The sequence below is a fragment of the Jeotgalibacillus soli genome (genome assembly GCF_000829435.1).
In the GTDB taxonomy this organism is placed as follows: Bacteria; Bacillota; Bacilli; order Bacillales; family Jeotgalibacillaceae; genus Jeotgalibacillus; species Jeotgalibacillus soli.
Genome location: NZ_JXRP01000017.1, coordinates 44,606 through 70,015, shown reverse-complemented (window position 1 = coordinate 70,015; position 25,410 = coordinate 44,606). Strand labels below are relative to the sequence as shown.

The 25,410-nt window shown below is 41.0% G+C and carries 26 protein-coding genes and 1 pseudogene; 13 read left to right on the top strand and 14 right to left on the bottom strand.

Annotated elements, in window-relative coordinates:
- Positions 1-19: 19 nt before the first annotated feature.
- The 4 genes and pseudogenes from KP78_RS09340 to KP78_RS09325 all read left to right on the top strand — a co-directional run bounded on the left by KP78_RS09340 (position 20) and on the right by KP78_RS09325 (position 4,817).
- Positions 20-1,411 carry an MATE family efflux transporter gene (locus KP78_RS09340; RefSeq protein WP_052474736.1) on the top strand — a complete coding sequence of 464 codons (1,392 nt, stop codon included), beginning with the start codon at positions 20-22 and terminating at the stop codon, positions 1,409-1,411.
- Positions 1,412-1,579: 168 nt separating this feature from the next.
- Positions 1,580-1,921: a P-II family nitrogen regulator gene (locus tag KP78_RS09335; protein ID WP_041088346.1), complete on the top strand. Its 342-nt coding sequence runs from the start codon at positions 1,580-1,582 to the stop codon at positions 1,919-1,921.
- Between the two features lie 43 nt (positions 1,922-1,964).
- Entirely contained in the window at positions 1,965-3,344 is a 1,380-nt protein-coding gene (locus KP78_RS09330) for an ammonium transporter (RefSeq protein WP_041088344.1), read from the top strand.
- A 144-nt stretch (positions 3,345-3,488) separates the two neighbouring features.
- Positions 3,489-4,817 (top strand): annotated as a pseudogene (locus tag KP78_RS09325) (IS3 family transposase).
- 64 nt (positions 4,818-4,881) lie between these two features.
- On the opposite strand, the gene KP78_RS09320 reads toward KP78_RS09325, so the two are convergent.
- From KP78_RS09320 to KP78_RS09310, 3 genes are all read right to left on the bottom strand, one after another.
- On the bottom strand, positions 4,882-5,253 hold the full coding sequence (locus KP78_RS09320) for a YisL family protein (protein WP_041088342.1): 372 nt from the start codon (positions 5,251-5,253) through the stop codon (positions 4,882-4,884).
- Between the two features lie 178 nt (positions 5,254-5,431).
- The gene (locus tag KP78_RS09315; protein ID WP_041088341.1) at positions 5,432-6,340 is read right to left on the bottom strand and encodes a fumarylacetoacetate hydrolase family protein; all 909 of its coding nucleotides are present in this window, start codon (positions 6,338-6,340) and stop codon (positions 5,432-5,434) included.
- Between the two features lie 72 nt (positions 6,341-6,412).
- Positions 6,413-7,576 (bottom strand): DUF418 domain-containing protein, encoded by a 1,164-nt coding sequence (locus KP78_RS09310; RefSeq protein ID WP_041088339.1) that lies wholly within the window; start codon positions 7,574-7,576, stop codon positions 6,413-6,415.
- A 97-nt stretch (positions 7,577-7,673) separates the two neighbouring features.
- On the opposite strand from KP78_RS09310, the gene KP78_RS09305 reads away from it, so the two are divergent.
- From KP78_RS09305 to KP78_RS09280, 6 genes are read left to right on the top strand one after another with little or no spacing between them, the layout of a single operon-like run.
- A complete protein-coding gene (locus tag KP78_RS09305; RefSeq protein ID WP_041088337.1) occupies positions 7,674-7,895 on the top strand; it encodes a spore germination protein in 222 nt (73 codons plus the stop codon).
- A gap of 2 nt (positions 7,896-7,897) precedes the next feature.
- A complete protein-coding gene (locus KP78_RS09300) occupies positions 7,898-8,104 on the top strand; it encodes a spore germination protein GerPB (protein ID WP_041088336.1) in 207 nt (68 codons plus the stop codon).
- A gap of 11 nt (positions 8,105-8,115) precedes the next feature.
- Positions 8,116-8,667 (top strand): spore germination protein GerPC, encoded by a 552-nt coding sequence (gene gerPC / locus KP78_RS18625; RefSeq protein WP_052474735.1) that lies wholly within the window; start codon positions 8,116-8,118, stop codon positions 8,665-8,667.
- A gap of 4 nt (positions 8,668-8,671) precedes the next feature.
- Positions 8,672-8,845: a spore gernimation protein GerPD gene (locus KP78_RS09290; protein WP_052474734.1), complete on the top strand. Its 174-nt coding sequence runs from the start codon at positions 8,672-8,674 to the stop codon at positions 8,843-8,845.
- A 2-nt stretch (positions 8,846-8,847) separates the two neighbouring features.
- Positions 8,848-9,216 carry a spore germination protein GerPE gene (locus KP78_RS09285; RefSeq protein WP_041088335.1) on the top strand — a complete coding sequence of 123 codons (369 nt, stop codon included), beginning with the start codon at positions 8,848-8,850 and terminating at the stop codon, positions 9,214-9,216.
- A 9-nt stretch (positions 9,217-9,225) separates the two neighbouring features.
- Positions 9,226-9,453: a spore germination protein gene (locus tag KP78_RS09280; RefSeq protein WP_422723704.1), complete on the top strand. Its 228-nt coding sequence runs from the start codon at positions 9,226-9,228 to the stop codon at positions 9,451-9,453.
- A 54-nt stretch (positions 9,454-9,507) separates the two neighbouring features.
- On the opposite strand, the gene addA is transcribed toward KP78_RS09280, so the two are convergent.
- From addA to KP78_RS09250, 6 genes are all read right to left on the bottom strand, one after another.
- A complete protein-coding gene (gene addA, locus KP78_RS09275; protein WP_041088331.1) occupies positions 9,508-13,257 on the bottom strand; it encodes a helicase-exonuclease AddAB subunit AddA in 3,750 nt (1,249 codons plus the stop codon).
- The gene (gene addB, locus KP78_RS09270) at positions 13,244-16,732 is read right to left on the bottom strand and encodes a helicase-exonuclease AddAB subunit AddB (RefSeq protein ID WP_041088329.1); all 3,489 of its coding nucleotides are present in this window, start codon (positions 16,730-16,732) and stop codon (positions 13,244-13,246) included. Before addB ends, addA begins: the two co-directional genes overlap by 14 nt.
- 79 nt (positions 16,733-16,811) lie before the next feature.
- Positions 16,812-17,357 carry a GNAT family N-acetyltransferase gene (locus KP78_RS09265; protein ID WP_235420889.1) on the bottom strand — a complete coding sequence of 182 codons (546 nt, stop codon included), beginning with the start codon at positions 17,355-17,357 and terminating at the stop codon, positions 16,812-16,814.
- A gap of 92 nt (positions 17,358-17,449) precedes the next feature.
- Positions 17,450-18,007 (bottom strand): signal peptidase I, encoded by a 558-nt coding sequence (gene lepB, locus KP78_RS09260; RefSeq protein ID WP_041088327.1) that lies wholly within the window; start codon positions 18,005-18,007, stop codon positions 17,450-17,452.
- Positions 17,962-18,678: a TVP38/TMEM64 family protein gene (locus tag KP78_RS09255; RefSeq protein ID WP_084219932.1), complete on the bottom strand. Its 717-nt coding sequence runs from the start codon at positions 18,676-18,678 to the stop codon at positions 17,962-17,964. The genes lepB and KP78_RS09255 overlap by 46 nt, the downstream gene beginning before the upstream one ends.
- Before the next feature lie 167 nt (positions 18,679-18,845).
- Complete coding sequence (locus KP78_RS09250; protein WP_041088325.1) at positions 18,846-20,834, bottom strand: S9 family peptidase; 1,989 nt, start codon at positions 20,832-20,834, stop codon at positions 18,846-18,848.
- 196 nt (positions 20,835-21,030) lie between these two features.
- Between KP78_RS09250 and KP78_RS09245 the strand changes: the two genes are divergently transcribed.
- Positions 21,031-21,438 carry a YhjD family protein gene (locus KP78_RS09245; protein WP_041088323.1) on the top strand — a complete coding sequence of 136 codons (408 nt, stop codon included), beginning with the start codon at positions 21,031-21,033 and terminating at the stop codon, positions 21,436-21,438.
- Here KP78_RS09245 and KP78_RS09240 read toward each other — a convergent pair.
- A complete protein-coding gene (locus KP78_RS09240) occupies positions 21,425-22,030 on the bottom strand; it encodes a competence protein ComK (protein ID WP_041088321.1) in 606 nt (201 codons plus the stop codon). The genes KP78_RS09245 and KP78_RS09240 overlap by 14 nt on opposite strands.
- A gap of 209 nt (positions 22,031-22,239) precedes the next feature.
- Between KP78_RS09240 and KP78_RS09235 the strand changes: the two genes are divergently transcribed.
- Positions 22,240-22,479: an IDEAL domain-containing protein gene (locus KP78_RS09235; RefSeq protein WP_041088319.1), complete on the top strand. Its 240-nt coding sequence runs from the start codon at positions 22,240-22,242 to the stop codon at positions 22,477-22,479.
- Between the two features lie 156 nt (positions 22,480-22,635).
- Positions 22,636-22,896, top strand: a complete 261-nt coding sequence (locus KP78_RS09230; RefSeq protein ID WP_041088317.1) for a hypothetical protein — start codon at positions 22,636-22,638, stop codon at positions 22,894-22,896.
- Between the two features lie 128 nt (positions 22,897-23,024).
- Here the strand turns inward: KP78_RS09230 and KP78_RS09225 are convergent, their stop codons facing one another.
- The 4 genes from KP78_RS09225 to KP78_RS09210 all read right to left on the bottom strand — a co-directional run bounded on the left by KP78_RS09225 (position 23,025) and on the right by KP78_RS09210 (position 25,359).
- Positions 23,025-23,417, bottom strand: a complete 393-nt coding sequence (locus KP78_RS09225) for a thiol-disulfide oxidoreductase DCC family protein (protein WP_041088316.1) — start codon at positions 23,415-23,417, stop codon at positions 23,025-23,027.
- A 41-nt stretch (positions 23,418-23,458) separates the two neighbouring features.
- Positions 23,459-24,253: a YihY/virulence factor BrkB family protein gene (locus KP78_RS09220; protein WP_052474733.1), complete on the bottom strand. Its 795-nt coding sequence runs from the start codon at positions 24,251-24,253 to the stop codon at positions 23,459-23,461.
- A gap of 81 nt (positions 24,254-24,334) precedes the next feature.
- Entirely contained in the window at positions 24,335-24,637 is a 303-nt protein-coding gene (locus KP78_RS09215; protein WP_041088314.1) for an AzlD domain-containing protein, read from the bottom strand.
- 2 nt (positions 24,638-24,639) lie between these two features.
- Complete coding sequence (locus KP78_RS09210) at positions 24,640-25,359, bottom strand: AzlC family ABC transporter permease (protein ID WP_041088312.1); 720 nt, start codon at positions 25,357-25,359, stop codon at positions 24,640-24,642.
- Positions 25,360-25,410 lie beyond the last annotated feature (51 nt).

Genomic DNA, 25,410 nt, shown 5'->3' with positions numbered 1-25,410 from the left:
CACACTGTCAGCCCTTTATATGTTGGTTCAACAAGGAGATCGACAAGTGAAAAATAACTCAACAAAAAAATTAACATTGTTTGCCTTAACTTGGCCGATTTTCATCGAAATCTCCCTACATATGCTGATGGGTAATGCGGACACCCTTATGCTCAGTCAATATTCCGATAATAGCGTAGCTGCCGTGGGAATTTCCAATCAGATTCTTTCCTTGATTATTGTTATGTTTGGCTTTATTGCTACGGGTACTGCGATCTTGATCGCTCAAAATATAGGAGCAGAAAAACCGAAAAGCGCAGCAGAAATTTCTGTTATTTCCTTGGCTGCGAACCTTGGATTCGGTATTCTGTTAAGCGTATTACTCTTTATTTTTGATGAGCAATTGTTACATTTTATGGATATCCCCGCGGAGCTTATGCCTGAAGCCACCACTTATCTTCAAATTGTAGGCGGGCTATCCTTTATCCAGGCACTCATCATGACAACAGGCGCAATTCTAAGAAGCTATGGGTATACAAAAGATGCCATGTACGTAACACTTGGCATGAATGTGATTAATATAGTAGGTAACTATCTCTTTATTTTCGGGCCTTTTGGATTTCCTATATTAGGTGTGCAGGGAGTAGCCATTTCCACTGGCGTCAGCAGACTCATTGGCCTTATCATTATCTTAATCGTTTTGTTTAGGCGGATGCCAAATGCACTGCCAATTAAAGAACTATTTTCATTACCGAAAGCACATATACAAAACCTGTTAAGAATTGGAATCCCCTCTGCCGGAGAACATTTATCATATAATGGATCACAGTTAATGATCACCGCGTTTATTGCAGCGATTGGGACCGAAGCCATTACGACCAAGGTGTATACACAAAATATCATGATGTTCATTTTTTTATTTGCTGTTGCGATTGGACAAGGAACTCAGATTTTAATTGGGCATATGATAGGTGCAAAGCAATATGAAAAGGCGTACAGGCGGTGTATTCGCAGTCTTAAGCTCGCGATGACTATTTCACTGATCATGGCCATTTCCTTCTCACTCTTTTCTAGTCAATTATTTGGAATATTTACAGACAATCCTGACATTATTGCGCTGGGAACCATTTTAATTCTGCTCACCATTGTTCTCGAGCCTGGAAGAAGCTTTAATCTTGTTATTATTAACGCTTTGCGTGCTGCAGGAGATGTACGTTACCCTGTTTATATCGGAATTGCTTCTATGTGGGGAATAAGTGTAATGCTTTCTTATGTCCTTGGTATTGTTTTTGGATTAGGATTAATCGGCGTGTGGATTTCATTTATTTTAGACGAATGGATTCGAGGCTTACTGATGCTGAGAAGATGGAAATCCAGAGTCTGGTCGAAGAAACATTTTGTACATGATGAAAAATCTTCTTCAACCTTATAAACATAATGAAAACAAAGGGTCTGCATAGGTGCAGACCCTTTTCCATGTTATAAAACCTAACATTATTTTGTTTATTTATAAAAAAAGTGTTGCAATTTATTAATTTTCTGAATATTATTAGATGTGTAGAAGACGATGTTATAAAACATAACACAAGGAGTGGTCTTATTGAAGAAGATTGAAGCAGTGATCAGGCCTGAGGTATTTCAAGAACTTCGGCAAGCACTTGTTCATATCGGTATAAGCGGATTAACTGTTTTTGAAGCTGCTGGATGCGGCAACCAAAAAGGGAAAAAAGGGGCTTTTCGCGGAACAACGTACGAATTGCCGCTAGTATCGCGCATCAAAGTCGAAATGGTGTCTGAGGATCATAAAGTAGATGAGATCATTAGCGTTATCATTGAGGCATGTGGCACCGGCCAAGTCGGAGACGGAAAAATATTTATTTCTCCTATAGAAGAAGTGATTCGTATTCGAAGCGGAGAAAGAGGAAAAGAAGCCGTTTTATAAATCGGAATATTAAATTATTTATTATTTTACCGGAGGTGCTCCAATGAAAAAGAAAATCGGATCCATCGTTATCGTAGGCAGCATGCTTTCAACTTCTGTATTTGCTGCACCAGTAACAGCTGAAAGTGTCCAATTTTCATTAGATACAATGTGGGTTATGATCGCGGCTATGCTTGTATTCTTTATGCATGCAGGGTTTGCCATGGTTGAATCCGGATTTAGCAGAGCTAAAAATACATTAAATGTTTTAATGAAAAACGTTCTAACCATTGCAATCGGATCATTTCTTTATTTCTTAGTCGGCTTCGCAATCATGTTCGGTAACTCGAATGGATTTATGGGAACTAGCGGGTTTGCCTTAAATGGAGTAGAAGATATTGGTTTCTTCTTATTCCAGGCTGTTTTTGCCGCAACTTGCGCTACAATTATTTCAGGTGCTGTAGCGGAGCGTATGAAGCTTGGCAGCTATGTTCTTTTAACAATCATGATGGCTGGTTTTATTTATCCTGTTGTCGGCCACTGGGTTTGGGGTGGGGGCTGGATTTCATCACTAGGTTTTGTTGATTTTGCCGGCTCTACGGTTGTTCACTTAACAGGAGCTGTCGGAGCAACAATGGCCGTTATCTTCTTAGGAGCACGCCTTGGTAAATACGAAGGCACACAGGTGAACGCTATTCCTGGTCATAACATTCCGATTGGTGCACTAGGCGTATTTATTTTATGGTTTGGCTGGTTTGGATTTAACGGAGGAAGCTCTCTGGCAGCTGATCCTACACTTGTACCTGTGGTATTATCTACTACTCTATTATCAGCTTCTGGTGGTATTATCTCATCTGCCTTATACACGAAGCTTCGCTTTAAAAAGATTGATCCATCTATTACACTTAATGGTGCGTTAGGCGGACTAGTTGGGATTACTGCTGGTACAGCAAATGTATCGCTAGTCGGTGCAATGATTATTGGCTTAATTGCAGGTGTGATTCTTGTCGAAGGCATCCGTCTACTTGATACTGTACTAAAACTGGACGATCCTGTTGGAGCAATTGCTGTCCATGGTATATGTGGAATCTGGGGAACCATAGCTGTAGGATTATTTGATTCAGCAAATGGCCTGTTCTACGGCGGCGGAGCTTCACTGTTAGGTGTTCAAGCGATTGGCGTATTAGCTGTTATTGCATGGGTATCACTAGCAGCAGGAGCTACTGTTTGGGTGATGAAATCTCTTGGGGGCATTCGTGTTACAAGAGAAGAGGAGCTTGCTGGTCTTGATTTTGCTGAGCACGGATCGAATGCTTACGAGTTTAAAGAACTCCTCTCATCTCCAACATTAACGGAAACTGCAACAAATGGAGGAGATTTGGTTGAACGTCTTAATCAGCTTGGTTCCTCTGTACAAAATCCAAAAGCTAGGAAAACCGTATAGCTTCGTTACTGATCTTTTATCTAAAAAAAAGAAAGAGCCTCTATTTAAACTGGTACCTGTAGGTAGGACACTCGAAAAAGAGTGTTTCACCTACAGGTATTTTTTATATACTTATATTTCATAAGATAGGGCTTAGGAGAAAATATGAGTAAAATAACTTTTTCAACTACAGAGATAAAATTACTTCAAAAGAATCCAAATGTTCACCGTGTCAGCGAAAAATCGATTACTTATACGGATGCTTTTAAAAATAAATTTATGGATGAATATCTGGCTGGGAAATTGCCTCGGCTAATTTTCGCGGAGAACGGATTTGACACTGACATGATTGGAATGAAAAGAATTGAACAATCAGCTTTCCGATGGAAGAAAGCGTATGAAGACAAAGGGTTGATCGGGCTTACAGATTCGAGGAAAACAGCTTCCGGAAGACCTTTGAGACGAGAACTTACACCATCTGAAGTAATTGAAAGGCAGAATGCCAGAATCAAGCTTTTAGAGGGGCAGGTAGAGCTGTTAAAAAAGCTAGAAGTGACAGAAAGGAGGCTGTTAAACGAAAGCGAAAATCTAAATCCAAATAAAGCATATCAATTGATTTATGAGACCATTGAGCAGAATGGATTCAAACGAGTGACCAGATATTTTTGTGAACTTTTAGACGTCTCCCATTCTGGATATTACAGCTGCCTAAAGTCCTCCACCAGCCGGGAAGCAAGAGAGAAATTAGACCTGGAAGCGAAGGAAATCATATTAATGGCATTTGATCGACGGGGGTACAAGAAAGGGTCACGTTCAATCAAAATGATTTTAGAGAACGATTTCAATATTGTCTTCAGCCGTAAGAAGATACAAAGGATCATGATGAAATATGAGACTATCTGCCCTCATAGAAGGCCTAATCCTTATAAAAAGATCGCAAAAGCAACCAAAGAGCATCAGGTCGTCCCAAACAAATTAAATAGGGAATTTAAACAAGGGGTCCCCGGAAAAGTGTTACTAACGGACATCACTTATTTTCCATATAACGGTAATAGTATGGCCTATTTGTCGATCATTAAAGATACATCCACCAATGAAATCCTGGCTTACCATGTGTCTGATCGCATTACTTTGGATATCGCAACCAAGACTATTCAAAAATTGATGAACAACAAGAAAGTTACACTTCATGAAGATGCCTTCATTCACTCGGACCAAGGTAGTCATTACACAAGCCCACGTTACCAGAAGCTATTAAAAAAATATGGTCTAGGCTAGCCCATGTCACGGAGAGGTAACTGTTGGGATAACGCCCCTCAAGAGTCATTCTTTGGCCATTTGAAGGATGACGTCGATTATAAATCGGCAAGAACATTAAATGAATTGAAGTCGAAAATAAATCATTATATGGTTTACTATAACAATTACCGCTATCAATGGAATTTAAAAAAGATGACCCCTATTCAATATAGGAATCATCTTGTAGCTGCTTAATCTCTTTTTTTTACTGTGTCCTTGACATAGGTACCAGTTTAAACAAATTATCCTCTTTCTTTTATTACATAAAAAAGTTAAATCCTATTGGTAAACGGAATCCAAGATACAGCGTACAAAGAAGTGAAATGACAAATAATATCCACATTACTTTCGTTGATTTTCCTTTTTTCAGGCGTACAAGGATCATTTCCATAAAAGCAATAACCAATACACCCAACAGGAACTTCACGCCATATAACGCTGCATTAATATCCGAGTACTCAAAGAAAAGATACCCTCCTGTAAAGATGACGACCACATAAAACAAGCGAAGTACCATATGGACAATTTTATTTCCTTTTGCCTGTCCGCTATTATGTAGTGCCAGCGCTACGAAAAAGAGAATAAGGGCGATCACCCATGATGTGATGTGCAAATGTGTTGAATCAAGCATTGTAAACCTCCTATCTGTTTATCTTCATTCTGCTCTTATCGTACCATAATTTCACTTGGAGATAATCACAAACCTTGTCTATTTCAAAAACTTCCCCTTACTGCCTTCAACAGCCTGAAGGGGGAGTAATTTTCCTTTGTCTATATACTAAAGGCCGCATTTAGCGGCCTTATCATCATTATTCCCCTATTTCATTAAATAGAGTTCCAATTCCTTGAATCGAAATCTTGACCTGGTCCCCTTTTTTAAGAAATTCAGGTGGATTCATCCCTTTTCCAACGCCTGCAGGTGTTCCCGTAGCGATAACGTCGCCTGGCTCGAGCGTCATTCCTCTTGAAAGCGTTGCAATAATTTCTTCAATTGAAAACAGCATATCTCTCGTATTACCGTCTTGACGAATTTCATCATTCACCTTCGTAACAATACTCAGCTGACCTGGATTTGGGATTTCGTCTTTTGATACAAGATACGGTCCCATTGGGCATGTTGCATCCAGGCTTTTCCCAAGGAAAAATTGCTTATGCTTTAATTGCAGATCTCTTGCCGTAACATCATTAACTATTGTATAGCCAAATACATAATCAATGGCTTGCTGCTTCGGGATGTTTTTACCTTTTTTACCGATTACGATCGCAAGCTCTCCCTCGTAATCTAGTTCCTTAGTGATCTCTTCATAGGAAGGGATCAGAGAATTATCACCTGTAATCGATGTGGCTGCTTTGGTAAATACAACTATCGCTTCTGGTACATTTCCATCACCGCCGAGCTCCATCACGTGATCACGGTAGTTTTTACCGATACAAATAACATTTTTAGGAGTTCTTGGAATTGGGGCTTCCCAAACCAAGTCGGTAAATTTCACTTTATAGCGTGACACATGATCACTTTCTTCTGCTGCTCTGATACATTTTCGTACTGTTTCCTGCAGCTCCATTCCGTTTTGAATGCCTTCTAGAAGACTGGCTGGGACGTTTTCATTTGGAAGGAGCTCCTTATGTATACGTACAATATTCCATGCGGCCTCTTCCTTTTTCACTTTCACTCCGTAGAGCAGTTTGTCTTCAAAACGAAAAGATAGAAATTTCATTAGGTGAACACTCCTTAAAGTCTGAATTATTATTCTATTATACATTCTTTAAGGTGCTCGTGTACTGTTATTTTACATTTTTCCGTATGATAACCTCCTCCACAGCGTTTCCATCGGACCACGTTTATATTTTGCGAGCCAAAGCTCTGAAAGGATCACTTGAATAACAAAAATCCCAAGTGCAAGTAGAACACTCGTGCTAAGATTTACTTCTCCATAAAGTCCAAGTCCATAATTGTAAAAAATAAGCGTACCAATGATCGACTGCATTAAATAATTGGTTAATGACATTCTTCCGACCTGTGCGATTGGTCTTAAAAGAGCAGCTCGTTTTTCTCCTGTCATATAAAGAGCAATTAATGCCATATACGACATCGATAAAATGGGCCCGCCCACAAAGTCTTGAATAAATACATATGCCAGGTTTTGTTCTCCCCAGTAAGGAGCTGTTTTTAGTGCTAATGCAGCCGTTAGCGTAATCAGCGCAATGGTCCAGAGCATTTTTTTCTTTTCCTTGGCTTTTTCAAGCAAACCGAGCTTTGATACACCTGCTCCTATCATCATTAAAGGCAGAATCGTGATCATAAGAGTGACAAATGCTGCCGGACTATTTGCATACATCCAGTCGCTCGTTCTTTGTTCAAAAATCGCCTGAATACTTCCAGACCCATATGCTTCTATCGAGCTTTGTATTGCTTGCGGCGCTGAAAAATAGGTAATGCCTGTTGGATCAATGAATGACGCTAGAATCATAATGCCTGAGAGCAACACCTGAGGCAGCAAAAATAAGATTAACCCTAAGATCAGAAGCCATTTCCCATCAAGTTTCAGCATCCATATCAATAGCAATCCAACTACAGCATAACTGATGAGTATATCCCCCGACCATATAACAAAAGCATGAATGATTCCAATGCCAAGTAAAATCAATAATCGCTTTATAGCAAATGGCATAAAATTCGAACCTTTTTCAACAGACCGGCGATATTGTATGGCCAACCCATATCCAAACATCATTGAAAATAATGGGTAAAAGCTTGCCTGGGCAAAAACATCGATCCACCAATATACTGTACGATTAGCTGTATCCCCCCACCATGTATAAGGGTCGTAATAATACATGGGTGAATGAAAAGCAATCATATTTACAATTAAAATACCTAATAGAGAAAAACCTCTCATAACATCTAAGGATGCGATCCTGCTGGTTGCATCTACAGGTTGAATTGCATTCAAGTCTACTCCTCCATTTCAACTATTCTTTGCACATTTCGTTCGTTCACTCATATAATGTATCATCATTTCGTTTATTTGGCGAAAGGGTGTGCCATTAATGCCAGCATTTGTTGGAGCTATTCATATTACTTCTCTCGGTTCAAGCGGAGTTATGCATATCGGTGACTGCTTCTCAATACAGCCTCTATCTTTTACTAAAACCTTTGCGGGTGCGGGATCGTTTAACACTGGCGATGGTTTATATGTAGAAAATCATCAATCCGTAACCAATACTTGGGATCAAGATCAAATTGACCAAAGTTTTGCTGGCTGGAGGTAAAAATGGAACCTAATTGGATCATTCATCAGCATATCACGATCAATATGATTAAAATTGGCAGTATGGCTAATTCATCCATTTTACAGATCGGAACTGTCGGCACGATTCAAGCTCGAGCCGAACTATCCAACAGCGGCGGATTCACAAAGCCCGCTCCTTCACTAACGCCAGCTGTTCAAGATGTCTTTGTTCCACTAACAAATCCCTAATCACCCTGGAGGTGTTTGTTATTCAGCAATTATACTATCAGCTTTCCGTACTCCAGCAGCAGCTCGCAGACTGCACGAAGCGTCTGCAAGAAATTGAACAAAAGCTTCAGGGACAGTCCGCTTCCACTCCTCCTATCCACATAGAAAAAATAGAATATAATTTTGATCAATTAAAGATTGAAACGCTCGAAGGGACGTTATCAATCGGATTATCACCTTCTGACCTATCAAACCATGAAAATGTTGAAATTCCAGGGTGGCCGATAAAATCTGTACAACAAGATCAGTTGATCTCTCATGCAAGAAATTATTTGACCGAGCAAATCCCCATCGTATTTTCTGAGCATAGTCAAATTGTAGATCCAAATGGATCGCCACTATCTGAGGATGTGCTAATTAACCAGTTAATGAATCAGCTCCCAGGACGGATCGAACACCTTAAAGCCAATCACGAAGGACAAACTCCCCCATCAGACGAGCTATTAAAAGCACTTATTGAACGAGATTTATCACACGCTCTTCAGTCCCTCCATGCACAGCAGCCTAATGTGAAAGGAGAATAATAAAGTGTATATTCAACACCTGGAAAATCACGTCAAGCTTATTCACATTATCGGTGTTTCATCATCCTCACTCGTACATGTTGGTGACATTGGATCAATCCAGCTCGACTCAGCATTTGATACGCCACCTGAGTCACTTATTGTCGGTCCATTTGTCCCTCTCACACCTGAAGGGTAAATATGACTTCAACGGTTAATCATGTTTTAATCAATACATTGTCTTTTTCATCTGTCATTCAAATTGGTGACAGTGCTTTGATTGACAGCCATTCAAATATTATCGCGGTCCATCGTGAGGTTGAAGTGTTTTTCGGGCAGGAGGCTCCCTTTGAACACTATTCAATTTTCTATCGCCCTTCTGCTGCTGGACGTTTAACAATGATCAACCACCTGCTTCACCCAACCGAAAATCATGCTGAAACAATTAATATCGTCGGGATATCTGCTTCATCCGTTTTACATGTGGGTGACAGCTCCCATGTTCGTATGGTTTCGCGAACAAAACATATTCGACAGTTTTATCATACACCAGATGGTTTTAAGAAATAATAGAAAGAAGTGATCACCTTGCCTGCCATTATAGGCCCTTTACAAATTCTTAATATCGGCGGAGGCGTTATTCAATTCGGCGATGCCGCTATTGTTGCTCCCAAAAGCTCAACTAAAAGTACTGGCGGTTCCGGCGGTTTCAATACCGGACCATTTCACGTTAACAACAACGGCTTTAGCCTCAATCAAACCTTTGATATAAACGGCATTGACCAACCCATTGTTGGACCAACATAAAAAACAGGCACAATGAAAATTCATTTTCATTGTGCCTGTTTTTGACAGGGTGGTTTAAAGTTCAGAAAGCTCTAAGACATGTGCACCATCGAAAAAGAAGAGAACCGTTTGATTAATTTTTCTGCCTAATATTTTCTCAAGGGCATTTTTGTACATTTTTAACTGCGTCGTATATCTTCTCTCCATCACTCGTCTAGCCTGATCAAACCCTCCTTCAAACCGATCCGTTATTCGGTCTGTTTTGTAATCCAATAGAACCAGACCGTTCTCATCCTCAAACAAACAGTCGATGATCCCTTGAATAATAACTTGATCAAGCGGGTCATTCCCTTCATTCAGCAGCCCCAGCTCAGAAGAGGTTGTTGCATAAGTAAATGGGATTTCACGCTGTACCGACTGGGCTTGCACCACTCGTCTTCCAATGTCTGTTTCAAAGAAGGCTAAAATTTGTTCAGGATTAACCGCCAGCTTTTGTTCCGGTGTGATTAGTTCTCTTGTAATCATGTCTTCTAGCAAGAGAGTAAGTTCTTCTGCTGATGGAGTATGTGTTACAGGAATTTGCTGCATTACTGCATGCATAACCGTTCCTTTTTCAGTTGCAGTCATTTTTGTTTCCTGTAAAAATGAGGGACGATCAAATGCTTTTCTCTGCGAACGTTTCATCAAATCGAGAGCACTACGTTCATCCTGGACCTCATTCATTCTTTTTATTTCAGAAACAGACTGTTTAGATCGTTTACTTGTCATTGCCCGATATGGATATTTCCAGGTTAAACGACGTAAAATAGCTTCCTTATCGTCGCTTTCCACCGGAACTTCGTGATGGGCCGACACAAGATCAAGATATTCTGCCTCATGACCACTTATCGCTGTATCAAGTATTAATTCATCAGGACGTATCACCTGAACCAGCCATTTTGATGGATCATCAGACGCTTCTGAAAGATCGTTTTGTGTAAATCCTTCTCGTAAGGTTGACGCTTGCGGATGACGCACTAAAGCCGGTCCTATCCAGTCAAAGTAAGATTTTGCAGCTTTCCTCGTATAGTCCGGGAGCTGCCATTCCGAATGATTGCTTACTGCATTCCATTTTTTTATTGATGCCGCTGTGTTTAACAGCGTCCCCACCATATAGAGACGTTCTTTTGAACGTGTCATCGCGACATACAGCACACGCATTTCTTCTGAAAGATTTTCCAGTCTTTTTTTCTCTTTTAATGCGAGCTGCGGCAAAGAGTCATAGCTGATTCTTTTTTCAGCCTGAACATAGGGCAATGCCAGTCCAAAATCTTTATCCAGTAACAACTTGCTCCTCAAATCCATCTGATTAAAGGGCCGTGCCATTCCTGATATGAAAACAACCGGGAACTCAAGCCCTTTACTTGAATGGATTGTCATAAGCCGAACGACATCCTCTTGTTCACTTAATGCTCTTGCTGCACCCAAGTCATCACCGCGTTCCCTCATCCGTTCCACAAAGCGCAAAAATCGAAATAATCCCCTAAAAGAGGTGGACTCATATTGACGAGCACGATCATATAGCGCTCGTAAATTTGCTTGCCTCTGTTTTCCACTAGGAAGTCCGCCAACAAAGTCATAAAATTGTGTATCACGATATAGCTGCCAAATCAATTCTGCTAACGCTCCGCTTCTTGCCATTTTCCTCCATTCATTCAGACGATGAATAAACCATTCTACTTTTCCTCTTAATAAATCGTCCTCCTGCTTTCCACCTGTCATTGCATATGCTTGCAAAGCATCGTAAAAAGTTCCGGAAGAAGCTGCTGTTCTAATATTTCCAAGCTGTTCTTCACTGCATCGAACAATCGGAGAGCGAAGGACGGATGCGAGTGGAATATCCTGATGAGGGTTATCAATAATCTTTAACAATGAGACCATGATTGCTACTTCTGTAGCCTCAAAATACCCTGTTGAGACATTAGCATAAAGAGGAATCCCTGCTTGCTTAAATTCTTCCATCGTATCAGGTGTCCACGTCATCGACCGAGTTAAGATGACAATATCACGATATTCCAGTGGACGATGACGGCCGCTTTTTATGTCGTAGACAAGCGTTTCTTGATCAATTAGGTTCCTAATTTTTTTAATCATATATCTTGCTTCAAGCTGTGATTTCTCAAGCTCTCTTTCGTCCATTACTTCATCTGGCACATCAAATGCCTCTTCTGTGTCACCTGAGTCCGAGGACTGGTCGATCATCGCCACTTCAACTGGCATAACGACGTCTTCCGGATAAGGAGCACCCTTTTTTAATTCTGCCTCACGGTTATATGCTACCTCTCCTACCCTCACGCCCATAATTTGTCTAAATAAATAGTTCGTTGCGTCCAATACCGCCGGACGGCTCCGGAAATTTTGGGAAAGATCGATTTTTAATCCCGTGTCCATTCCTTCAGAGGATGAGAAGGCACGGTATTTTGATAGAAATAAATTTGGTTCAGCCAGCCGGAAGCGATAAATGGACTGCTTGACATCTCCCACCATAAATAGGTTCCCGTTTTTTTCGCTTCCGCTTTTTACAAGCTGAAGGATGGTTTCTTGAACCATATTGGTGTCCTGATATTCATCAACCAGTACCTCTTTAAATTTACGCTGGTAATGCATCGCAGCTTCTGATGCAACAGACTCTTTGCTCCCCTGCTCCATTAAAATTGCCAGGCAAAAATGCTCCAAATCAGCAAAATCTACTAAGCCTCGTTCCGCCTTTGCCATACTAAATCCTTTATGGAACTGCTTAACGAGCTGAACAAGAGGCTTTAGCTGGTCCGTCATTTCTCTCATGTCTTGAAAATAGTTTTCAGGTTTTCGGATAAAAAAGGAATCCTTAATGGAATCCACCATTTTCTTCGCCTGGTCTCTCCATTTTTTTGATTGCTCCAGCAGCCCTTCATCAAATTCGTCTCCTTTACAAGCCTTTAAACGAGTAAAAGAGACTGCATGTATCTGATCGTATAAATCGGACCATGAAGCTGTCTGTTTTAGAGACTCAAGCTGTCTGATGTCATCTTCAAAATTTTCCGCTCTTGGGTACGGACCACCAGACACTCTGGTCGTTTCCAACGCTTGTTTACACAGCTGAATAGCACCTTCAAGCTCAAGCTGGATATGAAAAAGCAGAAAATGCGCTAATGGATGATCATCGATTTTGGTATCCGGGGGAACATTATACAACTGGACGAGCTCATCCAACCAGCCATCCGGGTCTGCATGCGACCGTGAAAAAGTATGAAGCTTTCTAATTAACTGTTGCAGGTCCTGGTCACTTCGATCGCTTGTTAAAGCATCTACTAAGCGAAAAAATGGCTCGTTTTCTGCCTGACCGTATTCCTGCTCAAGCATTTCCTCCATTACTTCATCTTTTAAGAGCTCAGCCTCCGCATCATCCGCGATTCGAAAGCCGGGGTCTATATCAATTAAATAGTAATAAGTCCGAATGACTTCCAGACAAAAGGAATGAAGAGTTGAGATTGATGCTTTATTTAACAAACTCGCTTGCCTTCTTAAATGTTTTGATTCAGGAAATTGTTCGATGGCTTTTTCAAGTGCCTGTCCAACACGGTGTTTCATTTCTGCTGCCGATGCATTCGTAAACGTCACAACCAATAGCTCATCTACATTGATGGGGCTTACCTGCGACAGTACTTTTTGAATCATCCTCTCGACAAGGACCGCCGTTTTACCGGAGCCGGCAGCTGCTGCTACCAGTATGTCTTGATCCTTTGCCCATATCGCTTTCCATTGATCATCTGTCCATGTGGCGTCTGCCGGTTTAATTGGTATCAAGCTGCCACTCCTCCTCTCTTACCGTCATGAGCAAATCTTCTGGTTTCTTAGGTATTAATCGACGGTACTCATTATTCTCTAATGCCGGATCAAATTGACATACAGATCTGTACGAGCAAAATTGACAAGGTGTTCTTTTCTTGAATTCATATGGATCGATTGAAACGTCACCATTCATTAGCCGATCACCCGATGACTGGAAAAGATTTCTCGTATGATTTCTCATAGCTTGAAACTCCTGCTTGCTTGCTGTCTTCGAATCCGAGCGTAGTGTGCCATCTTTTTTAAGCCCTGCGGACACGATGGAGGATTGGCCTTGTTCAAGCGTTTGATCCATTAGTTTAACAGCTTCGGCATCACCTAATACAAGCCCCTTCATTTTGTACTGCTTAAACAGCTCTTGTTCAATTTCTTCCATTGTTAATCTCTTTTTACTTTTAATCATAGGGTTATGCAAATGAAAATATAAAATGCCTGCAGGATCCGCTTCTGTTTTTACTAACTGCTTGGAGTTGGCAAGAACGATATCTAAATACGTAAGCATTTGAAGTGATAAGCCATAGTAGATTTCAGTAAAATCTAGATCCCTGGCGCTTGATTTATAATCGATGACGCGTAAATACACTTTATCATCAAGACTTGCTGTATCCACCCGATCAATTCTTCCCTGCAGCTGCATTTTCGTTCCGTTTGATAGTGTAAAGCTGAGCGGCGGCAGTTCCTGTCTAGGACCAAAACCAACCTCTACTCTTATCGGAACAAATCCGCTTGAGCGAGCATGTTCACTTAAAATAAAGGAAGCTTGTCCAATGACACTTTCTAATTTACGTGCAATGTAATGGTACCGATTCGAGCTCAACAAAATTTCATGCTGTAATTTTGGTGCTAAATAAGCAACTGCTTCCTTTGCAAGCTGCATACACTGCTGTTTTGATAGGCTTGGCCAGGCAATCCCTCTTTTGAGCAGCTGCTCTGATATCCATTTCAGCGCGGCATGAAACAGCTCTCCTATATTCGGCGCCTCCAACCGGTACACACTGCGCTCCTGAAGCTTTAAGCCATGACTTGAAAAATGAGAGAATGCACAGCTGTTCAAACGTTCCATCCTTGATACGCTCGCTAAAATTGACTCACCATAAAGCTCCTTCGTGGTAGATGGTGACAGCGGCTGCGTTCGATTTTGATAGAATAAGCTCGAAAGAATTCTCTTGCTTGATTCATGCCAAAGATCATCCTGTACATAAAAATTGTACACATCCCACCATCGTTCCGACATTTTGTAATGCCGCTTCATCTGCTGAAGCTGTGTCGTTAAATAGGAGGCTGTTGGGGTTGGATGACAAATGTAATCGAGCTGATCCTCTATAGGCAGCTCAACAGGATCATTCAAAAGCAGTTTTCGTGTATGCATAGGCAATAATTGCTGAAGTTTTTTTATATATGGCGATGCCAACATCGCTTTTCCTTCTTCATCCGCTATTGGAAATGATACAAATAGCCAATCGGCCGCCGATGTAAATGCCCGGTACGCTAAAAAGTCCTCATCTAAAAGCTTTTTTCGTGCGCTTGGCGCAAGGTTCAATCCTGAGCGCTCAAGCCATTCTCTGTCATCCTCGGCTAGCACTCCATCATCTTGAATTCTCTGCGGCATGACTCCATCATTTACCCCCATAATGAAAGCCGCCCGAATATCCGGCAATCTCGACAGATCCATATCCGCAACAATCACTTGATCAATTGCAGGCGGCACGAGTGAAAAATTTAATACTTCAAGCCCTGCATCAAGCAGATCAGCGAAGTTTTTCGTATCCATTTCTTCTTCTCCGAGCATTTCAACCAGCTGATTCAGAAGATCCATTATGGCATCCCATACTTGATCGTGCTCTCTTGCCCGAATAAGATCTCCTTTTTCTTCCGCTGCCATCACCAATTGTTCAAGCTTTTCAGGAATATATAGCTCATCAAGGAATTGGTATAACGTCCTGCTTTTTTCACGCACTGTAACACTTCTATCCATTCTTTTCGATAGCCGTTGAATGGGCTCTATAATGATGGCTCGGGCTTCATTTAAATCTTCTTCTATACGCAATTCTTCATCCGTTTGCGGTGAATCAACAAAATCAAGCCCTTTAAAGCGACGATAACGGAAGCGGTCTTGTTTTATCCACCGATCGCCTTGAACCCCTAGAGCTAATACATAGTTTTCCAAACGGTCCATTTGCTGTCTTACATTTGATACGCTCGTCATATCAGAAAAAAGAAGCTCTGTTTTAACCGCTCGAAAAACGGGTTCATAGCGCCAGTTTTTCGTAATAATTTCAAGAGATGAACGAATTAGCTCTACGAGTGGATGGTTTAACATCGTCCGTTTTTGATCGATAAAATACGGGATTTCATAATCATGAAAAACGGGTTCAATTAAATCATGATACGCTTGTCCATTCCGGATCAGCATCGCCATGTCCTTATAGCGATACCCTTCTTCTCGTGCCAGTCGTCGGATTTCGCGTGCAATCCCTTCTACCTCTGCTCTTCTGTTTGATGCTTCAAGCAGAACAAGTCGTGAATCTTCCTGAAACGCAATACCCGGCCGCCGGTCAAATTCTTTTTCCAGGCAAGCAAGGCTGCCTTCTGTAAAACGCTGCTGTCCCTCATCATTGATTTTTTCCACCGTTACAGATATCCCATGTTCTTTTGAAAGCTCTCTGATCCGCTCATACGTTTCAGATGTTTGCCTAAAAAGACTTGTCTCATCTGCTCCCGGCTGATCAAGCGTCAGTGCAATAGTCACCTCTTTGCTTGTACGCATCAGCTCACCAAGCACGAGATATTCCTGTGGGGTAAAACTATGAAATCCATCTATATAAATTTCCGCTTCCTGTATCCATCTAGAATGAGATACTTTTTCTGCAAGAAGACGAAAATAATCCTCAGCGTCAATATACTTCCCAGTCAGCTGATCATCAAACGCACGATAAATACGCTCAAGATCATGCAGTTTATCTACAAGTGATTTAGGTGCATTCATCGTACTTAAATCCGCTGTTTGCTGTAATAAATCATCGGGTTTTATGCAGTATCTCCTGAATTCAGTCAGCATATTTTCCACATGCTGTATAAATCCATGCTTCTTTGCTGCGCGTCCAAATAGTGAAAGCTGATCCTGCTGTTCATTCATGATTTTACGAATAAGCATGTTTACCCCGGTGCTGTTTATATGCTGTCTTGACGCACCACCTGTGTCCTGTAATACTCGCCAAGCCAGCCGTTTAAAACTGTATACTTGCGCTCGGATCATTCCATGCACACCGGGTGCAGTCGCCAAACGATACTCAGATTGAAAGGTCATTTGCTCTGGTACAAGCAGCACAATAGGGTGCCCATTCGGCTCTTCTTTTAGCTTGTTCTGAATATTTTTCATGATTGCAGCCGTTTTACCAGATCCGGCTCTTCCAAGTTTAATTATTAGTGCCATTATGGCCCTCCTTTAACCAAATGTAATAACCATATTATACTATAAAAAAGAACGCACGTTCCCTTGTTTTGAATAACTTTTATAGACTAAATGTCTTTTCAGAAGCCCATTCCGACCGCAGCAAGCCATATAAAATCATGTCATACCGCTTTCCATTGCGTTCAATAAATTCTCGATAAACACCTTCTCTTGTAAATCCTAGTGCAGCATATAAACGGATGGCAGGTTCGTTATAGGAGAATACTGTTAGCTGAAGACGATGCAGATTCAGTTCCATAAAAGCAAAGCGGATACAGCACTCCATCGCTTCTTTGCCATACCCTTTGCCCCATTGTGATGACTCGCCAATTGCAATGGAGACCCAGGCCGTTCCATGATTCCAAAGAATTCCGTCCATTTCTACAAATCCGATCAGCTGATTCGTTTCTTTTAATCGAATGCCGAATCGATACTCCTGTTGACTACTGCCTGTCCACCACTTTTTCATTTCATCAGCTGTTTTAAACTGAAGTGGACGGGCATCTAACCGTCGACCGAACGATTCATGAACATACCATGAAGCCATTTGTTCAAATTCATTCTCATGTACTGGTCCAAGCGTTATATGATCATTTGTCAACAACACTTGTCATCACCTCTTATTCAGCATTCGCGACTAATTTATACAATCCTTTTCCCGCAAAAAAAGACCAGTCATAAAGGACCAGTCAATATGCTTTATTCATAGAACTTAACTTCCATTTCATTTAACGGCCAGTAGCGGAGATTTACCTTCCCAACAACCGTATCTTGATCAACAAAGCCAAAGATGCGGCTATCCAAGCTTTGTTTTCGATTATCCCCAAGGACAAATACCATTCCTTCAGGAACAACAGGTTGACCTGTCAACTCTTCCAGCGTAAAGTCCCCTGTTAGCCGCTCATCACCATTTCCCTGTCGAAAGGCGTCTAGATAGGGTTCAGGATGCTGTTCACCATTTATATATAATTGATCATCAATAAATTCAATTTTATCTCCTGGAAGACCGATTACTCGTTTTACATAATCTTCATTTTCGTTTGCATGAAAAACGATGACATCAAAATGATTGAGTTCACCAATTTGATAGCCGATTTTATTTACAACAAGTTTGTTTCCATCTTCCAGCGTAGGCTGCATAGATACTCCTTCTACCACATAATTTGAAAATAGAAAGATCCTTACAACTAGAACGATGACTAGACCAACCGCTAATGCTTTGAGCCATTCGAAGCCTTCCTTTTTCCACGATTCCATTTGCTCTCCAACCTTTCAAGCGCCACGGATTTGCCGCCACTCTTTTTCTGTTCCTTTTCTATTTGTATATCTCGTTCCATTTTTAAATTAATGCGCTTCTCAATTTGCTTTCCAACAATCCATAAAACAAAGATTGCGATTAGTACCATAGCGGTTTTTAACGGTTCCCTTATCAATGAAACAATATCTGCACCAATAAAGCTAATAGTCGCGATCATGACAAGCTTGCCTGTGACAACGGCGAGCATATATTGTAATACGCTTATTCTTGAAAGCCCTGCTACTACATTGACCAGGGCGGAGGGAGTAAATGGGAAGCAAAGAAGAAGAAATAGCGGACCGAAACCATGGCGCTCAACCCAATTTGTTAATTTTTGCACCTGCTTTTGATTTCGAATAAAAGTAAGAAATCGTCTATCTCCATATCTCCTTATAAGTAAGAACACCAATAGTGCTCCAATTGATGCACCCGCCCAAGAGATTAATATCCCTGCTAACAATCCATAAGCATTAGCATTTGCAACAACAAACACAACAAGCGGCAAAAATGGGAGGAATGCCTCTAAGACCGGCAATAACAAGCCTATTAACGGTCCAAATGATCGATATTCACCGATCATTTCTCTGATTTTCTCTATCGTCAGCCATGCTTCAAGACTTTCTAACGCCATTTAGATGCTCCTTCTTTTGACATCACCATCGACAATACTGTTTTTTAAGTATAGCATATTTCAAGTCATTCTCACGATTGGTGTACCTTAATATTCCCCTAAATTTCTTACAATTAAACAAAGAGCTACACCTGATAAAGGTGTAGCTCTTTGAGCACCAAACAATCTTATAGGTATTCTTTAAACCACCCTGTTATGTGATGAAGACGTTCAATTCGAAGCTTTGGTTTACCCGTGCGCGATAAGTTATGGTCTGATTCAGGAAAACGGACAAATGTAGTCGTTTTTTCCTGTCTCTTTAAAGCAATATACAGCTGTTCTGCCTGTTCAATTGGACAGCGGTAATCCTTTTCACTATGCAAAATTAATAAAGGTGTTTTGATGTCAGCTGCATAGGCTAGCGGCGAGTGCTTCCATAATGTATCAAAATCATTTAAATCCGCTTGGATTTGCCATTCACTAAAGTAGTAGCCAATATCACTGACTCCATAAAAGCTGATCCAATTACTAATCGACCGCTGGGTAACTGCAGCCTTAAAGCGATCAGTATGACCTACAATCCAGTTTGTCATAAACCCTCCATAGCTGCCGCCTGTTACGCCCAATCGATCTTGATCAATGAAATCGTATTGCTCAAGTGCGTAGTCTACAGCCGCCATAAGGTCCTGGTAATCGTTTCCTCCATAATCTCCTCTTACAGCATCGACAAAGGTTTGCCCATATCCATGGCTTCCGCGTGGATTCACATAAAGCACCGCATATCCTTGGGCCGCTAACAGCTGCATTTCATGAAAAAACGTATTGGCGTACATCGCATGAGGACCACCGTGAATTTCTAGTACGAGGGGGTATTTTTCCCCTTCTGCAAAACCAGCAGGCTTCATAAACCAGCCGTGCACCTCCCAGTCATTTGCACCTTTGTAAACAATTGATTCAGGATGAACAACTTCTACCTCCTGCAGCCATTCATTGTTTACTTCCGTTAGCTGTTGATTCTTTCCCGTTGGAATATGCAATAGATGCAGATCTCCAGGATTTGTGTGTGTACTTACCGCTGCAATGACTTGCTGAGAAGATCCATGCACATCAAACCCATAGACGTGATGGTCTCCATCTAATGCTGGATATACCTCTCCTGCAACTGACCCATAGTACAATTTCACATTCCCCTGATCACTTATGACGAAATAAAAGCTTTCCTCATTGTTCCATACTACGCTTTGCACACTAGCTCCCTGTTGAATATCGGCAACCACATAGTCCCCCACTGGTGCGTCAATTCCTTCTGTTATACATTGCTTCGTTTGAGTTGATGCTTCATACACCCAGAGTTTTGCATGAGTTGCATTCTCAAACCTACGCTCACTTGCTAGAAAGGCAAGATACTTACCATCTGGAGACCATTTTGCTCCCCCCGCATATCCCTCTTTCGTCTCAATATGCTGACGTGTTTTTTCAGTCAAGTTGTACAAATAAAGTTCGTTATTAAAAGAGAAGTCCTTTTGCTCAACTTGATCATTGGCTGCATAAGCAAGCTGTTCCCCATTCGGCGACCAGTCAAATAACGTATAGCTATGCTCTCCTTCTGTGAGCTGTGTCACTTCATCCGTTTCTAGATCAACAATACCTATGTGCTGCTCTTTTCCATCCAGCAATCCTGAACCATCAGCCTTATATTTCATGGAAGTTGTAACAAAAGGCTTCAGTTCTTCCTTCTCATCGGACTCTTTCTTTTCTTCTCCAGGTGCAAGTGTTTCTTCCGCTTTAAGGGAAGCTGTAAATGCAAGCTTTCCGCTGCAAGGAGACCATACTGGATTGCCGGCTCCATGCAGTGCTTCCGTTACTTGCTTTGCTTCACCACCGCGCTTAGATAATACATAAATCTGGTTTTTACCGCTTCGATTTGAAACAAAAGCAATTTTTTCTCCGTTTGGTGACCATCTTGGCGACGATGTTCTTCCCTCTCCAAATGTCCATTGCTCAGTTGTTCCACTTGTTACATCCAGGTGATACAAATTTGATACGTATGTATGGTTGTCTTTATGAATATGTGTCTTAACATAAACAACCTCTTCTCCATTCGGTGACCATCTTGGATCTGTTACAGACTGAATTAAATAAAGATCCTCCGCTGTAACTTTGCGTTTCCCTGCCACAAATACCCCTCCCTTTTCTTCAAAACGTATTTATTTATTTCGGATATCGAGATAACCAACACATTACATTATCAGATTTTTGCGAGAATAATGCAAATAAAAATCATGTGTTCGGAATAAATTTCCTATTGTAAGTTAATAAAATCTGTGTAAAATAATTAATACGAACATACGTTCTTTTTAAGGAGGCCTGGACATGACGAAGATTCCAGCGGAGGATCGAGACAAATTAGAGGAGGCATTTTATTTACCTATGCTTTTAACCGTGCTAGAACGGGATCGACGTGTTGTCGAGAACAGTCCATTCAAACTAAAGAACCCTTATTTAGAGCTTATTGAAGATACAATGAAGGCCGTGCAAAGAGACTTGGCTGTGGCTAAACGACATTTGCGTGAGAACCAGATGAAGGTTGTCAAGCTGACCTCCGATGACGCTTTTACGCTTTATCTTTTTGTCTATAAAGGATACGAAGAGCAGCATAACTATTTTAACCCTCGGCTTCGAAATCATGTAGAAGCGCTGCTGAAGTTTTATTTATATGAGCGCTATTCTGCCCGTAATGTTCTTAGCTCAAAGCCGAAGACAGGCGTTACTTTCTCTTAGTTTTTGATTGATCACTGCGCTCCAGACGATCAAAGTATTCGAGAAATAGCAGACGATTTGCCCGTTGTTCGATTGAATAGGATGATTCAGTCTGCTCACGAATTTCATCGAAGTTAAACTGGGCACGGCTGTAAAGATGCGATGCCTTTAAAAATTGTTGAACAAATGATGGTACAGAAACTGGAAGATTCACTTCCTCGCCTCCTGATAATGTAACACGGGTTATGTCTTTTTGATCGGATGCGTATGCTTGTAAATGTTGAAGAGAAAGCCATCGATTGCTGTCATTGGTGTCTGAATGAGTAGAAAAGAAATACACGGAAGTTACGGGGTCAATCACAATGGGTGGTTTATGCCGAATATTTGTTAATACTTTCGTTGAATGCTTGCGGCCTTCATAAGAAGATAGAAAATAATGGCAGGAATGTTGGATAATCTCTTGCGGGTCATGTGGAACGACGAAAGATGCCTTGTCTTTTTCATAAACGGTCGTTTTTCTCTTGCCATTTTCAATAATCGGCTCTAAAAGCATCGTCTGAGAGTTCACAACATAGATATTATCCAAATAATTATTTTTCTTGGTTTTTTCCACAAAATCACTCCTTTATATGAATATGGAACCATCATACACTATAAAATATATTTTTGTATAGATCAAAAGATATGTTTTTTTGTAAATTTTCTCTATTCATAAATCTTCTGATAATCTTTCTAATACCATTTATCAAAAAATTATAAATTTTCTGTTGATATTATTTCTTTTATTCCCTATAATGAAAAAAAGCAACAGGGGTGATGAAGATGGAAAATAACAAATCGTTCGCAGAGTTTATGAATGAGTCAACCGTCCCTCAAAAACAATCCAGTGAAATGACAATGATGGAAATTTACGTTGATATGGTAATCAACGAAATTCTATTGAAGCAGCGCAAACAACAGATTTTAACAGCCCTCGATGAAGCACTAGATCAGAAAGATCAAGTCGCATTCATGGAGCTTTCAAAAGAACTTAATACATTAGAGGTCACACACGGTGTGTAAAATGTGAACCCCCTGCTTTGAGGCATACTCAGTATAATAAGCAGGGGGTTCAGTCTGTTTATAAAATCTTAACAATTTAAGCAGATTCATGGTGGAAAAAAAAACATCAGGAATAATGGATATAGTAAATCTATTGGCTGCAAGGAGCTTATAGAAATGAATGGACTGCCGTTAAATGAAACCTTTATAACTATTTTAGAATGGGGATTTGTAGTTGTTGCAACTGCTGTTTTCATTTTCTCCATTTGGTCTATTAAATACGCTCCCAAAATGAAGGGAGCCTTTTTATGGAGAGGTGCACACCTTTTATTTATGATCGGTGCAAATTTCCTCTTTTGGATGGGGATACGTGATCAATCCGCATCCACTACCCCAATTGACAGCCTAGTAGATCAGGTGCAATTTTTAATGGGGTAGCCGCACTTCTTTGGCTTATGGGAATGCTGTGCTTCGTCATTGGCATTCAAGTAATGAAAGACCTGTTCACAGTGAAAAAATCCAGCTTGCAAGAAAAGTAAATGCCAGCAAGAGAAGAGCGAAGAAGACTAATCCAATAGTCTCCTTCGCTCTTCTTTTGTTGGGAGCTTACAATGCTTGGGATGACCAAACCACCGAAAACGATTACGTGCGACGACATCATAAGCCGCATCACGAATAGATTTCGGTACAAAAAGAAAAAGGGACAGCAGCTGAACGCCGCCTTTTAAATTTCTACAAATCCGAAGGGCAGCAGTCGATTTTGTATAAATCTGATCCCGATCCACAAGCAGTACGGAGTCATCAAGCGGATTCACCTCGTATGTTCTTCGCAATTTTTGCCCCAGCTCTCCTTGCAAAGATGCAAAATGAAAATGCCCATCCCGATCCCTGTTCATAATGAATTGCACACTCCAACTGCAGACATTACAATCACCATCATATAACACAATTGACGCCATCACGCAGCCCCCTGCTAAACATTCATTTTTATTTATAAAGACTATTTTTTTCTGTACACATTTAACAGCCCGCCAAATAACAAAATAACAGCTGTTAAGTAGAACCAAATCATAAGAATAATGACAGAACCCAACTGTCCGTATAATCTTGTATAATCACCATGGCTTACATACAAGGAAAATCCTTCAGAGATTGCTTGCCAGCCGATCGTCGCAAAGATTGCACCTGGTATGACAGATCTCCATGATAGCCGGCAGCTCGGTAAATAACGATACAGCAGCCAGAAAAACAAAAACAGGGTGAGTGTCCCAATTCCCCATCTTACATATGCCCACAAATGAAACCAATCGAGCGAAAACCATAGCGTTTGTTCAACCCATCTATAAAGCAGCTTCTCCAGTATGGGAATTAAAATGGATAAAGGCAATACAACCACAAGACCCATGGTCAGAAAAAAGTCACCGAAAAGACCACGTATAAAGCCTTGCTCCCTCTTCACATTATAAACGTCGTTCATCGAACGGACCAGCGATTGTATAGACATAGAAGAAAGCCAAAAGGTTGCAATGACACTGATGGAAAGAACTCGCCCTTGTCCAGAATCTAAAATAGCCGAAAGATTATACTGGATGAGATCATAGGAGTTTGCTGGTGCATAAGGTTCAATAACAGTGAGTAAATCACCTGAGTTAATCGGAAGGAAGCTTGCAATGGAAAACGCCATAAATAAAAAAGGAAAAATCGACAACATAAAATAATAAGCAGTTTGTGCAGACTGATCATAAAAGCGCTCCTTAAAAAAACGAGAAACGGCATACACAAATCTTTCAGCCACTCATTTTAACTCCCTTCCTTATTACGCTATTAGCTTATTCCCTTTTCTCCTAAAAACTACTCCTTGAGCCGCTCAACATCTTCATATAAAAAAGATGTATAAAGATAAAACAGCGATGGAACCGAGTACCACGATCATCACATTCGCTCCAATTAGTGCGAGAATAATAGCAGCAAGCGCTCCAACGACCCCAAACAACAGATTCCCCTCTTGAATCAAAAGAATACCCGGGAAAATAAGTGCACCAAGTACAGCAAATGGAATATTCCGCAGAACGGATTGAAGAAACGGCGGGAGCTCTTTACCTTCCAAGAGTGTCAACGGCAGGACACGCGGAATATACGTCACAATGGCCATTCCAACAATTAACAATACCATCGTCATACTCACGTTAACCCCACCCTTCCCCTGAACAATACAACCAGCTCAACGATGACTGAAGACAACAGGGTCGCAGCCACAATGGCCCATCCTGTTTCGAGCAATCCTGTGAAAGTAAAAAGACAATTTAAAGCGGCCGCTACTCCCGCCAGATAAAATACCTTTATGCTTTTCTTAAGTGAAGGCATGAGAAGACCAACAAACATGGCATAAAGAGCAATCGACATGGCTGCCTGTAAAAACGCCGGGAGGCTTGCACCAATAAAATGGCCGACTCCCGAAAAGATGACCCAGCTTCCATAAGCAATAAACATGACTCCCAGCGCAAATGAAGTCGTAGACTTTCCTTCTCTTGTCGCAATAACCGTAAAGGTCTCATCTGTTAGCCCAAAAGCATAGATTGCTTTCTTCCACAGCCGGTCCTCCTCCATTTTTTCGTTTAATGAGGCGGACATTAGAAAATGGCGGATATTCACAATAAATGTATTAAAAATAATGATACCAATGCCAATTCCACTTGCAATCAGTGAAAGCGATATGTATTGTGCTGCACCAGCAAAAACAAGCAGACTCATAAGCAGCGTTTCTGCAATTGTTAACCCTGTTGTCTTTGCAAGCAAGCCAAATGTTAACGCAATTGGCATATAACCAACAGCAATGCTCGTCCCCGCTTGAAGACCTCGCTTAAATTCAATACCAGAAGATGCCGTAGCAATCATCTGCATACATGGTTCCCCCTTTTTTCTCACTGCAAAATATACTATAATAGATAAAAA

Bases quoted from the DNA above. Each gene is read 5' to 3' on its own strand.
- KP78_RS09285 (WP_041088335.1), top strand. From the start codon at position 8,848: ATGACTTCAACGGTTAATCATGTTTTAATCAATACATTGTCTTTTTCA.
- KP78_RS09215 (WP_041088314.1), bottom strand. From the start codon at position 24,637: ATGACGATGGTATTGTTAATTGTTGGAATGGCCATTGTGACGTATATT.
- KP78_RS09230 (WP_041088317.1), top strand. From the start codon at position 22,636: ATGAATGGACTGCCGTTAAATGAAACCTTTATAACTATTTTAGAATGG.
- KP78_RS09330 (WP_041088344.1), top strand. From the start codon at position 1,965: ATGAAAAAGAAAATCGGATCCATCGTTATCGTAGGCAGCATGCTTTCA.
- KP78_RS09340 (WP_052474736.1), top strand. From the start codon at position 20: ATGTTGGTTCAACAAGGAGATCGACAAGTGAAAAATAACTCAACAAAA.
- KP78_RS09225 (WP_041088316.1), bottom strand. From the start codon at position 23,417: ATGGCGTCAATTGTGTTATATGATGGTGATTGTAATGTCTGCAGTTGG.
- KP78_RS09245 (WP_041088323.1), top strand. From the start codon at position 21,031: ATGACGAAGATTCCAGCGGAGGATCGAGACAAATTAGAGGAGGCATTT.
- KP78_RS09255 (WP_084219932.1), bottom strand. From the start codon at position 18,678: ATGGCGTTAGAAAGTCTTGAAGCATGGCTGACGATAGAGAAAATCAGA.
- KP78_RS09320 (WP_041088342.1), bottom strand. From the start codon at position 5,253: ATGCTTGATTCAACACATTTGCACATCACATCATGGGTGATCGCCCTT.
- addB (WP_041088329.1), bottom strand. From the start codon at position 16,732: ATGGCACTAATAATTAAACTTGGAAGAGCCGGATCTGGTAAAACGGCT.
- KP78_RS09300 (WP_041088336.1), top strand. From the start codon at position 7,898: ATGGAACCTAATTGGATCATTCATCAGCATATCACGATCAATATGATT.
- lepB (WP_041088327.1), bottom strand. From the start codon at position 18,007: ATGGAATCGTGGAAAAAGGAAGGCTTCGAATGGCTCAAAGCATTAGCG.
- KP78_RS09235 (WP_041088319.1), top strand. From the start codon at position 22,240: ATGGAAAATAACAAATCGTTCGCAGAGTTTATGAATGAGTCAACCGTC.
- KP78_RS09315 (WP_041088341.1), bottom strand. From the start codon at position 6,340: ATGAAATTTCTATCTTTTCGTTTTGAAGACAAACTGCTCTACGGAGTG.
- KP78_RS09305 (WP_041088337.1), top strand. From the start codon at position 7,674: ATGCCAGCATTTGTTGGAGCTATTCATATTACTTCTCTCGGTTCAAGC.
- KP78_RS09210 (WP_041088312.1), bottom strand. From the start codon at position 25,359: ATGCAGATGATTGCTACGGCATCTTCTGGTATTGAATTTAAGCGAGGT.